Here is an 11,339-nt window from a genome sequence, read left to right on the forward strand (position 1 = left end):
ATGCTAATACAATATAAAAAAGACTATGAAAAAACGGCAATGGGATTACTCTCATATTTGCCTGATTTTAAAAATATTGAAAATCTAAAAGAAGAAGTAGGACTTAATCAAGAAGATAATGATTTTCTGCTTTATTTGTACCGTAATAAACAGAATAATATTGTAGGAGTGTTGGGTACACAAGTAACTAAGCAGTTTGTTGTGATCAGATATCTTTCTTTAGCTCCCGGTTTTCGTGAAATTAGTTATGAAAAAGAAATTGTCAGTGAGTTAAAAAATGAATACCCTGATAAAAGAGTTACCGCTGTACCTGAATATACCAATTTATTAAAAACTGTCGAAGAAGATAATGAATAAAAGTAATTTAACGTTAGAGTTACCTAATTTTGAGGGGCCATTAGATTTATTGCTCCATTTAATTCAATCGCAAAAAATAGATATTTATGATATTCCCATTGCTCAAATTACTAGTCAATATTTAGAGTACTTGAGGCAAATGCAAAGTCTGAATTTACAAATTGCTGGGGAATATTTTGTGATGTCTTCAACTTTGCTTAGAATAAAGTCACAATATTTATTGCCACAAAATGATTTTGTAGATGAAGTGGAAGCTGAAGATGATCCTCGGGATGAATTAGTACAGCAATTAGTACAATATTCAATTTTTAAAAAGATTTCTGCATATTTTAAAGAAAGAAATGAAGAAGTACCAATTGTTGTGTCAAAGGAAGCAAGTGTTTCAACTTCTGTTAAGGTTCAACCATTGCCTAAAGGACAAATTACTTCAAATGAACTGGCAACAACTTTTTCCATGGTTCTCCGCAGATTAAAGATGCGTCAACCGGATACTGCTTCAATTAAAGTGGCTGAGACTCCAATTAACGAAATGATTGATTATTTGCATCAGCGTTTGGCAAAAAAACGACAAGTCAGCTTTTTTAGTTGTACTGATCAAATGCATAGTATTTCTGATGTGATTGGTTTGTTTTTAGCAATGCTTGAATTGAGCAAAAAACACGAAATTCGAATTTTACAAGCAAGAGAATTTGGTGATTTAAATTTAGAAAGAATTGATGTAAATGGCAAGTAAAGAGGCAAATTTAGAAGCACTTTTATATGCGGCTGGTGATAATGGATTAGAAGAGCAAAATTTAATTGAAATGCTAGAGATTGATGGTGAAACTTTAGATAAGGTTGCCGAGAATTTGCAACGAAAGCTAACGAAGAATTCAGATTCTGGCTTGCAATTAATTCATATTGCTCATACATACAAGTTGACTACTAGTCCGCAAACAGCCAAGATTATTGAAAAATATTTTCAAAAAGATTTAACAAAAAACTTAAGTCAATCAGCTCTAGAAATTTTGGCAATTGTTGCATATCGTCAGCCTATTACTAGGGTAGAAATTGATGATATTCGTGGGGTTAATTCATCTGGAGCATTGCAGACATTAGTTTGGCGCGGTTTGATTAAAGCCGATGGCAAAAAAGATGCTCCTGGACATCCTAAATTGTATGTAACTACGGATTATTTCTTACAGTATTTTAATTATCATAGTTTAGCAGATTTGCCTTTAATAGAAGATTTTGCGGATAATGATAGTAATGGTGAAATAGATTTGTTTGAGGCAAAAGGAACCGCAGATAAGCAAATGCAGAAAGAGGAAAGATAATGGTAGAGAGACTGCAAAAAGTAATAGCAGAAGCAGGAATTGCTTCCAGAAGAAAAGCAGAAAAAATGATTGTAGCTGGCCGCGTGAAAGTGGATGGTAAGGTAGTTACTAAGCTAGGAACCAAGGTTGAAACTTTCAGTAATATTACGGTTGATGATGAACCAATTGAAAGAGAAAGCTTGCATACATATCTTTTCTATAAGCCACGTGGTGTTGTTTCTACTGCAGATGATGATAAGGGTAGAAAAACGGTTGTTGATTATTTTGAAGATGTGCCATATCGTTTATATCCAGTTGGCCGTCTTGATTATGATACTTCAGGTTTGCTTTTAATGACTAACGATGGTAAGTTAGCTAATTTATTAATGCACCCTAGAAATGAAGTATCTAAAGTTTATGTTGCTAAAATCAAGGGGATTTTAACTCCTGATGAGATTAAAACATTAACTACAGGGGTTAAATTGGATCGTTTTAAGGCTGCTCCAGCAAAGGTAAAGATTCTTAAAACAGATAAGCGTAAAGATACTCAAATTGTTCAATTGACTATCCACGAGGGACATTATCATCAAGTTAAGCGTATGTTTAAGGCTGTAGGACATTTAGTTGAAAAATTATCCCGTGAAAAATATGCATTTTTAACCTTAGATTCTCTTACTTCTGGACAATATCGCGAATTGTCAAAGCGCGAAGTTGACAAATTAATGAGATTAGATTAACTTATACTTAGAAATTAAATATATAGGTTATTGTCTTCAGGGCAGGGTGAAAATCCCGACCGGCGGTTAGAGTCCGCGACCCACGCAAGTGGCTGAATCTTTTGATACCGATAGTTAAAGTCTAGATGGAAGAAGACAGATCAATAAAGTAAATCTTACTTTACTTTATAAAGGTCTGTTGCTGGAGCAATAGACCTTTTTTGTAGGAAGGAAAGTAAGTCATGAGTAAATCTAGAGCAAATGCTACAGGATTAGCTAATATTATTGCGTATGCGTTAATTGGGTGTATTGCCTTTGTGGTAATGAAATTTGAGTTTCCAATTATCCCTGGCGTAGGCTTTTTAAAGTTTGATTTTTCAGATGTAATTATTACAGTTGGAATGTTTATTTTTGGAGCTGTTCCAGGTGTAATTATTGCATTAATTAGAATGGTGTTAAGCTTGATTTTTGCTGGTTTTGCTTTACCAAGTGTAGTAGGTGAAATTGCAGCTTTTCTTGCTTCGATGTCTTTCTCTTTGCCATTTTATTTCTTTAGTAAGAATGTAACGGTTGAGAATAGAAAAACTAAGATGGGAATAGTTAAACCAATGTGTGGATTAATTATTGGTATTCTGGCAATGACCTGTGTGATGTCTTTAACTAACGCATTTATTTTGACTCCAGTATATGCAGTAACTGCGGTTCCTAATTTACCTGCGATTAATAGTTATGGTGCTTTGTATCACTTCACTGAAAAGGTATATCTAGGTCAGTTATTACATTTACCATCTATGCAAGCTTATATTTTTACGATTATAGTGCCATTTAATTTATTAAAAGGTGTAATTAACAGTGTCGTTGTATATTTGCTTTTTGAGGCAACTATTAAGACGATTAAGCCATTTGTACGAAAAAGATTTAATTTGAATTAAAGTAAAATCCCATTAACTTTTTAAGTTGATGGGATTTTTCATATTCAAAGACTATTAAAGTATGCTAGAATTAATCCGTTAAGTGAATGGAGGAATTTACAGATGGATAAAAAATCAACAGGGCCATATCAACACTATGAACGGCCAACTGAAAAGCGAAGTTCACAGGATAAGCAGCCCAGTGGATCTGCTAGATGGATTGCAGTTATTGTGATTTTAATTGTTATATTAATTGCATTAATCCCAGTTGTTCATCGTTTGTCATCAGGCCATTCTGAAAAAGCTGAAGAAGTTCAAACAGTTAAGAAGGTTTCTTCTAAAAAGTCATCTAAGGCAATTAAATCATCAAGTAAAGCTAAAAAGACTTCATCTTCAGCTAAGAAGAATTCTGTTGAGACTAGTTCAAGTTCATCTCAAAAGACTGAACCTAAGACTTATTTAGTTAAAGATGGTGATACTTTAACTAATATTGCAGAAAAATATGGCATGACTGTTGATCAATTAGCCAGATTAAATAATCTTAAAGATTCTTCAAACGTCAATGTTGGCCAAACACTTAAATTGAGATAATCTTTCAGAAAGGGTAAAAGAGGTCGAGCAGTAAGATCTCTTTTTTATTAAAATGCAAGTAGCAGTAGATGGACCTGCATCAGCAGGTAAAAGCACGGTTGCTAAAATCATTGCTAAAAAGCTGTCTTACGTTTATATAGACACTGGTGCAATGTATCGTGCATGTACAGTTATTGCTCGTAATCATAAGCTAGATTACGGGGATGAAGCAGGAATTTTGCAAGCTATTGATGAAGATGGAATTGAATTGAAATCTGAACATGGTGAGCAAAAGGTGTATGTAGCAGGAAAAGATGTTTCTAAAGAAATTAGAACACCAGAAATTTCTGCTAATGTGTCACAAGTTTCTGCCTTGCCTAAAGTACGAGAAAAAATGGTTAGTTTACAACGTCAAATGGCAGGTAAAACTGATGTAATCATGGATGGTCGTGATATTGGTACGACCGTTTTACCAGATGCGGAAGTAAAGATCTTCTTAGTGGCTTCTGCTAGATCTCGTGCTGAGCGTCGACTTTTAGATTTTAAAGAGCGCGGCATTGAATCTAATCAGACAGTGGATGAAATCGAACAAGATATTGCAGCAAGGGACTATAAAGACTCACACCGCAAGATTTCACCATTAAAAAAGGCAGATGATGCAATTGAAATTGATACTACAAATATGTCAATTGAGCAGGTTGTAGACGCAATTTTAGCCGAAATCGAAAAAAGTCAAAAAAATTTTTAAAAAAACAGCACAAAATAGTAGAAAAATATCAAACTTTCCTTTAAAATGGGACATGATATTGGGAGGTACATATGTCAGAAAACAGTAATCAATTTTTAGACGCATTAAAGCAAATGCAAGGAGTTGAGGTCGGAGATATTGTCGATGTCGAAGTATTAGACGTTGAAGACGGCCAAATCGATGTTGGCGTTGTAAACGCTGGTGTTGAAGGCGTTATTACTCGTCGTGAATACACTTCAGATCGTAACGCAGACTTACATGATTTAGTTAAGCCTGGCGACAAGTTCAAGGCCTTGGTATTAAGAAGAGCCGGTGGCGATAAGGAAAATGGTGAATTCTTCTTCTCAGTTACCCGCTTGAAGGAAAGAGAAGCTTACGACAAGTTACAAAAGGACTTCGAAGAAGGAAATGCTATCGAAGGTACTGTAACTTCATCAGTTCGTGGTGGTTTACTTGTAGATGTTGGTACACGTGGTTTCTTGCCAGCTTCATTAATTTCAAACCGTTACGTTTCAGATCTTAAGCCATACATTGGTAAGACTATGAAGCTTAAGATTACTGAAATTGATCCTAACAAGAACCGTTTGATTCTTTCACACAAGGATTTAGTTGAAGAAGAACGTGAAGAAGCATTTGATAAGGTTGCATCACAATTAGTTGTTGGTGACGTTATCGAAGGTAAGGTTTCACGCTTAACTAACTTCGGTGCATTTATCGATGTCGGTGGTGTTGACGGTTTAGTTCACATTTCAGAAATTTCTTACAAGCATGTTGATAAGCCAAGTGATGTTTTGAAGGCTGGTCAAGATGTTAAGGTTAAGGTCATTGGTATTGACAATGACAGACATCGTATTTCCCTGTCTATTAAGCAAACTGAACCTTCACCATTTGAACAAGCTACAGCTGACTTAAACGAAGGCGATATTTTTGAAGGCGAAGTTAAGTCATTAACTAACTTTGGTGCATTTGTTGAAGTTACTGACGGTATTCAAGGTTTAGTACACGTTTCAGAAATTTCAAACAAGCACGTTGACAAGCCAAGCGATGTTTTGAAGGTTGGTCAAACTGTTAAGGTTAAGGTTTTGAACATTGACCCAAGTGACAGAAGAATTTCACTTTCAATCAAGGCTGCTGACTCAAACGCTTCTTCATCAGATAACCACAGTTCTCGTCCACATCGTTCACGTAACGAAAACTCAGTTAACAAGAAGTACATGGGTGACAACGATAACGGCTTTGCATTAGGTGACATCATTGGTGACCAATTAAAGGACCGTAAGTAGTCATTTCTGTTAAAAAAGCCGACTCTGTGTCGGCTTTTTTATTTTTATATTTTTAAAGGAGGGGCATATGGCTTTACCAGTTGTTGCAATCGTTGGACAACCAAATGTAGGTAAATCTACACTTTTTAATAGAATAATCAATCAACGCTTAGCAATCGTAGAAGATAAACCCGGTGTTACTCGTGATCGTAATTATGCTCAAGCTGAATGGATGGGCCATAAATTTGATTTGATCGATACAGGTGGTATTACCTGGAAAGGCGGAAAAATCGAAGAAGAGATCCGTGCACAGGCTGAGATTGCAATTGAAGAAGCAGATGTCATCGTGATGTTAACTAATGTAGTAAATCATGTGACTGATCTTGATGAAAGAATTGCACATCTTCTTTATCGCACTAAAAAACCGGTAATTTTAGCGGTTAATAAGGCAGATAATCCTGAGCAAAGAAATGATATTTATGATTTTTATAGTTTAGGATTAGGTGATCCAATTCCTGTCTCTAGTAGTCATGGTACGGGAATCGGTGATTTGCTAGATGAAATAGTTAATGATTTTCCAGCAGAAAAAGATAGCGAAGCTGATGACGTCATTTCATTTAGCGTAATTGGACGACCAAATGTAGGTAAATCTTCAATTGTTAATAAATTATTGGGTGAAGATCGAGTAATTGTTGCAAATGAAGAAGGTACTACTCGTGATGCAGTTGATACGCCATTTACTAAAGACGGAATTAAATTTAAAGTTGTAGATACTGCTGGTATTAGAAGACGTGGAAAAGTCTACGAAAAAACCGAGAAGTACTCTGTCTTGCGAGCTATGGCTGCTATTGAACGCTCAGACGTGGTTTTACTTGTTCTTGATGCAAGTACAGGCATTAGAGAACAAGACAAGCACGTGGCCGGATATGCCCATGAAGCAGGGCGCGGAATTATCATTGTTGTAAACAAGTGGGATTTACCAAAGAAAAATAGTACTAGTGCTAAAGAATTTGAACGCGAGATTAGAGCTGAATTTCAATATTTGGATTATGCTCCAATTTTGTTTGTTTCAGCTAAAACTGGTCAACGTCTTGATCAAATTCCATCAATGGTTAAAGAAGTTTATGACAATCAAAATCAACGTATTCAATCAAGCGTGTTGAATGATTTATTGCTTGAAGCAAGTAAGTTAGTTCCAACACCAATGGTTAAGGGAAAGAGATTGCGCGTTTACTATATGACACAGGTAAGTACCAATCCACCAACTTTTGTTGTTTTTGTCAATGATCCAGAATTAATGCACTTTTCTTACGAACGATTTTTGATTAATCAATTGCGACAAAACTTTGATTTTGCTGGAACTCCGATCAAAATTCTTCCACGTAAGAGAAAATAATGAAAAAAACACCAATATTTTGTAAAAATTCTTGTTGTAACAGGGGTTTTGTGATATTTTGGTTTCTAGGAAACAATGATTAGTCTAGATCTAGATCATTATTCCTTGTTTTTTCAAAACAAAGAAAAAACTTTGAACTTCGGGTTCAAATTCAGGAGGTGAAATATTTATGGCAAATAAAGCTGAATTAGTTTCTGAAGTTGCTTCAAAGACTAAGTTAACCAAGAAGGAAGTTGCTGCTGCTGTTGATGCTATCTTTGGCTCAATTCAAGACAACCTTGCTAAGGGTGAAAAGGTACAATTAATCGGTTTTGGTACTTTTGAAGTACGTCACCGTGCAGCACGTAAGGGTCGTAACCCACAAACTGGTGATGAAATCGAAATCCCAGCTAGTGAAGTACCTGCATTTAAGCCAGGTAAGGCTCTTAAAGAAGCTGTTAAGTAAGATACTTAACCTTAGTTTAAAAAGACGTTGGACTTTGTTCCAGCGTCTTTTTTTAGTACAATTAAAGTCTGACTGGAGGCAAAATAATGAGTTATTCAGAACAATTACTTGATTCAATTCAAAACCATGATTTTTCGCAAAGCAAACATCTTTTAAAAGAAGCATTAGATAAAGATGACCCTGAAATTTTATCTTCTTTAGCGGAAAATCTGACCGATTTAGGATTTACAGATTTAGCTAAAGAAGTTTATCGCGCTTTAATTGCAAAATTTCCTCAGGAAGACTTATTTAAAGTCTATTTGGCAGAAATTATGCTTAATGATGGAGATGAAGATGATGGCCTCTCGCTTCTGTATGGCGTTTCTAAAGAGTCTTCAGCCTATCTGGATAGTTTACTTGTACAAGCAGATTACTACCAAACAAGCGGCTTAATTGAGACAGCTAAAGATAAATTGCTTCAAGCTCTTAAACTTGCTCCAGAAGAGGATGCAATTAAATTTGGATTAGCTGAACTTGACTATTTAAGTGGAAACTATGAACAAGCCTTATCTTTATACCAAGATTTAATTCAGCGCCAGAAAACTTTTGGTGAAGTTAACCTAAATCAAAGATTAATTGCTACTAACGCAAAATTAGGCAATTACGAAGCAGCCGCAAAAATTATTAGAGAGCACAGCAGTAGCCTGCTAGATATTGATAGCAAGTATGAAGCTGGGCTAGTAATGCTAGCTGTTGGTGATGATGATCAGGCTATTAAGCTATTAGACGAAGTAATAGATCAAAGTCCTGATTATGTCAATGCTTATCCTTTACTTGCTCAAGCTTATGAACATAAGCATGATAACGAGCAAGTATTGCGCAGCGTACAAGCAGGATTAGCCTATAATGAATTAGATGAAACTCTTTATTCAATGGGAGCGCGTGCAGCCGCAAATTTGAATCAGTTGGACACTGCGGCAGATTTGCTCGAGAAGGGGCTTAAACAGGCGCCTGACAACAGTGAATTACGGATGCAACTATCTAACCTATATTTGCATCGACACCAGAATAAGCAAAATATTGCCTTATTCAAAGACTTTGATAATGAGAACATTGATGCTCAAGCTCACTGGAATATGGCTTTGTCATATGAACGTCTAGATGATACAGAAAAAGCACAAAGTGAATTTTTATTGGCTTATCCGGATTTTAAAGAGAATCCAGATTTCTTGCATCAAATGATTATGTTCTTTAGTGTTCAAAACAATCCTGATATTACTAAACAGTTATTGCAAAAATATCTTGAATTAGTACCCGAAGATATGGAAATGCAAGATTTGTACAATAATTTGTAAAAAATAAACGTCTGAGAAAATTGCTTTTCTCGGACGCTTTTTATTTACGGATTAATAAGTGATGCCGTTTTTGCTTATATGTAAATCCTTCACCTAACGCTTCGTGAACTTCAATAATTGACACAAATGCATTAGGATCTTCCTGCCTAATTAGTTGTTTAATAGTCGCTATTTCTCTAGGAGACACGACTACGTAGATTACTCGTTTATCATCTTGTTTATAACCACCTAGAGCTTTAAAGTAAGTAAAACCACGATCAAGTTTTAAATCAATCATTTTACCAATTTGTTCATACTTATTAGAAATAATTAATAAACCACGTGCACTATAAGCACCTTGTTGTACAGTATCCATTACGCGTGATAAGACAAAAGAAGCAAGCAAAGTATACATCATATGCTTGAGATCTAGATAGGACAAGGATGCAAATAAAACTACAGCATCACAGAATAGCAGCATTTTGCCAGATGAAATGCCAAATTTGATTTGACAAATTCGAGCAATTATATCAGTCCCGCCAGAGGTACCGTTATATCTGAAAACCAGCCCTAAACCTATACCTGAGAGTACACCTGCTGAAATTGCAGAAAGGAAGAGGTCGTGTTCTAAATCTAATTGTTTTATAATAGGTACTGAACGCCAAAACCAAAGAAAAAAGGAAAGGCAGAGCGTTCCCCAGATTGTATAGGTTAATAAGCGTTTGCCCATAAAACGATAACCTAATATGATTAATGGAATATTAAGTACTAGGGTGGAAAGTCCCATATTAATATTCCAAAAATGGCGTAAGATAAGTGAAATACCACTTATTCCACCGTCGGCTAATTCATTGGGAACTGAAATGATTTCCAAGCTTAGTCCATAGATGGCACATCCTAATGCAATCATAAAGATATCAATTGCGGTAGATTTATTGATTTTAAGCATAATGATTACCTCCTTTATATCTTTCCCTTCATTCTAACAAACTAAAAGTGAAAAGTTATAAATAAAGAAATTAAGAATTGAGATTTTGCTAATGATTAAAGTAGATAAATTACCAGAAGTATTTATTAAAGCAATGCCGGTTTTACAGATTTTAGAAGATGCCGGCTTTGAAGCATATTTTGTCGGTGGTTCAGTGAGAGACCTTTTACTTGATAGACATGTTCATGATGTAGATATTACTACTAGTGCCTATCCTGAAGAAGTTAAAGAGCTTTTTGAAAAGTCGATTGATACAGGAATTAGGCATGGTACGGTAACCGTTTTGTATGGCGGTGAAAGCTATGAAATTACCACTTTTAGAACTGAATCTGGTTATCAAGATTTTAGAAGACCAGATCATGTTACATTTGTACAAAACCTTGATGAAGATTTAAAGCGCAGAGATTTTACAATTAACGCACTAGCAATGGATCTTCATGGGCAAATTGTTGACCTGTTTAATGGTATAGAAGATTTAAAAAATCATATTATTCGTGCGGTTGGTGATCCTGAAAAGAGATTTCATGAAGATGCATTAAGAATGATGCGGGCAGTTCGTTTTACCAGTCAATTAAAATTTAATTTGGAAGAAAAGACTGGACAAGCAATTAAGGATAATCATGAACTTTTAAAGAAAATTTCGGTAGAACGAATTCGGGATGAATTTGTAAAGATGGGATTGGGTCCTCATTCAAGACAAGCTTTTCAGATTTTCCTTGATACGCAATTAAGTGAAGATGTTCCTGACTTTGCAGGAAAAAAAGAATTACTGCAAATTTATCCACGTTTGCAGTTTAGTCCAACTCTTGAAACAAGTTTGTGGTCATTGATTATTATTCTACTTAAGCTTCCTAATGAAGAAATCAGTCGATTTATGCGAGATTGGAAAAATTCTAATGCTATGACTGAACAGGTAGGACGTATTATTAAATTCTTTGACCTTATTTCTGATTATACTCCGAATGATTATGAATTATTCCAAGCAGGTGAAAGGACAATAATTAATACTATCGATGTGGCTCATATTTTGGGACAGCCTGTTGCTTCGGAAGCGTTGGTTGATCGTTATATGGCTTTGCCGATTAAAAAGCCAGCTGAGCTTGCAATAGATGGACGCTTTTTGATTAAGCATGGGATGCGTCCTGGTGCTCAATTAGGACATACTCTTAATCAAATTAGAGAATTAGTAGTTTCAAGCAGATTAGAGAATAGTCCAGATGCAATAGAAAAGTATTTAGAAAATTTAGATTAACTAAAAGTGTCTGGGAAAAAACTAAATCCTAGGCCATAAAAAGAACGATCAAAATTCTCAAATTTGAGGTTTTGATCGTTTTTTTC

General features: G+C 35.2%; 13 protein-coding genes and 1 riboswitch. Of the genes, 12 read left to right on the forward strand and 1 reads right to left on the reverse strand.

All coding sequences use genetic code 11. From position 1 onward, the window contains the following. The 11 genes from JEM49_RS05750 (at position 1) to JEM49_RS05800 (ending at position 9,034) form a co-directional block, all read left to right on the forward strand. Positions 1–357 carry a reductase gene (locus JEM49_RS05750; RefSeq protein WP_025005739.1) on the forward strand — a complete coding sequence of 119 codons (357 nt, stop codon included), beginning with the start codon at positions 1–3 and terminating at the stop codon, positions 355–357. Beyond that, positions 350–1,090, forward strand: coding sequence for a segregation and condensation protein A (locus JEM49_RS05755; protein ID WP_098036271.1), 741 nt, complete (start codon positions 350–352; stop codon positions 1,088–1,090). Before JEM49_RS05750 ends, JEM49_RS05755 begins: the two co-directional genes overlap by 8 nt. After that, positions 1,080–1,673 carry an SMC-Scp complex subunit ScpB gene (gene scpB, locus JEM49_RS05760; RefSeq protein WP_025005741.1) on the forward strand — a complete coding sequence of 198 codons (594 nt, stop codon included), beginning with the start codon at positions 1,080–1,082 and terminating at the stop codon, positions 1,671–1,673. Before JEM49_RS05755 ends, scpB begins: the two co-directional genes overlap by 11 nt. After that, positions 1,673–2,389, forward strand: a complete 717-nt coding sequence (locus tag JEM49_RS05765; RefSeq protein ID WP_025005742.1) for a pseudouridine synthase — start codon at positions 1,673–1,675, stop codon at positions 2,387–2,389. The genes scpB and JEM49_RS05765 overlap by 1 nt, the downstream gene beginning before the upstream one ends. A 28-nt stretch (positions 2,390–2,417) precedes the next feature. Further along, a riboswitch (FMN riboswitch) is annotated at positions 2,418–2,530 on the forward strand. 80 nt (positions 2,531–2,610) lie between these two features. Next, entirely contained in the window at positions 2,611–3,300 is a 690-nt protein-coding gene (locus JEM49_RS05770; RefSeq protein ID WP_025005743.1) for an ECF transporter S component, read from the forward strand. A 102-nt stretch (positions 3,301–3,402) separates the two neighbouring features. Further along, positions 3,403–3,870 (forward strand): SAG1386/EF1546 family surface-associated protein, encoded by a 468-nt coding sequence (locus JEM49_RS05775; RefSeq protein WP_201874069.1) that lies wholly within the window; start codon positions 3,403–3,405, stop codon positions 3,868–3,870. Between the two features lie 52 nt (positions 3,871–3,922). After that, a complete protein-coding gene (gene cmk / locus JEM49_RS05780) occupies positions 3,923–4,597 on the forward strand; it encodes a (d)CMP kinase (RefSeq protein ID WP_025005745.1) in 675 nt (224 codons plus the stop codon). A gap of 71 nt (positions 4,598–4,668) precedes the next feature. Further along, on the forward strand, positions 4,669–5,880 hold the full coding sequence (gene rpsA / locus JEM49_RS05785) for a 30S ribosomal protein S1 (protein WP_098036275.1): 1,212 nt from the start codon (positions 4,669–4,671) through the stop codon (positions 5,878–5,880). A gap of 67 nt (positions 5,881–5,947) precedes the next feature. After that, positions 5,948–7,255 carry a ribosome biogenesis GTPase Der gene (gene der, locus JEM49_RS05790; protein WP_201874071.1) on the forward strand — a complete coding sequence of 436 codons (1,308 nt, stop codon included), beginning with the start codon at positions 5,948–5,950 and terminating at the stop codon, positions 7,253–7,255. A gap of 169 nt (positions 7,256–7,424) precedes the next feature. Then, on the forward strand, positions 7,425–7,700 hold the full coding sequence (locus JEM49_RS05795; RefSeq protein ID WP_003547110.1) for an HU family DNA-binding protein: 276 nt from the start codon (positions 7,425–7,427) through the stop codon (positions 7,698–7,700). Positions 7,701–7,786: 86 nt separating this feature from the next. After that, positions 7,787–9,034, forward strand: a complete 1,248-nt coding sequence (locus tag JEM49_RS05800; protein ID WP_025005747.1) for a tetratricopeptide repeat protein — start codon at positions 7,787–7,789, stop codon at positions 9,032–9,034. Positions 9,035–9,074: 40 nt separating this feature from the next. Here the strand turns inward: JEM49_RS05800 and JEM49_RS05805 are convergent, their stop codons facing one another. Beyond that, positions 9,075–9,962, reverse strand: a complete 888-nt coding sequence (locus tag JEM49_RS05805) for a YitT family protein (protein ID WP_087176180.1) — start codon at positions 9,960–9,962, stop codon at positions 9,075–9,077. 91 nt (positions 9,963–10,053) lie between these two features. On the opposite strand from JEM49_RS05805, the gene JEM49_RS05810 reads away from it, so the two are divergent. Further along, on the forward strand, positions 10,054–11,253 hold the full coding sequence (locus JEM49_RS05810) for a CCA tRNA nucleotidyltransferase (RefSeq protein ID WP_201874073.1): 1,200 nt from the start codon (positions 10,054–10,056) through the stop codon (positions 11,251–11,253). Positions 11,254–11,339: the final 86 nt, after the last annotated feature.

It is taken from the genome of Lactobacillus sp. A27 (assembly GCF_016742815.1).
GTDB classification, from domain to species: domain Bacteria; phylum Bacillota; class Bacilli; order Lactobacillales; family Lactobacillaceae; genus Lactobacillus; species Lactobacillus gallinarum.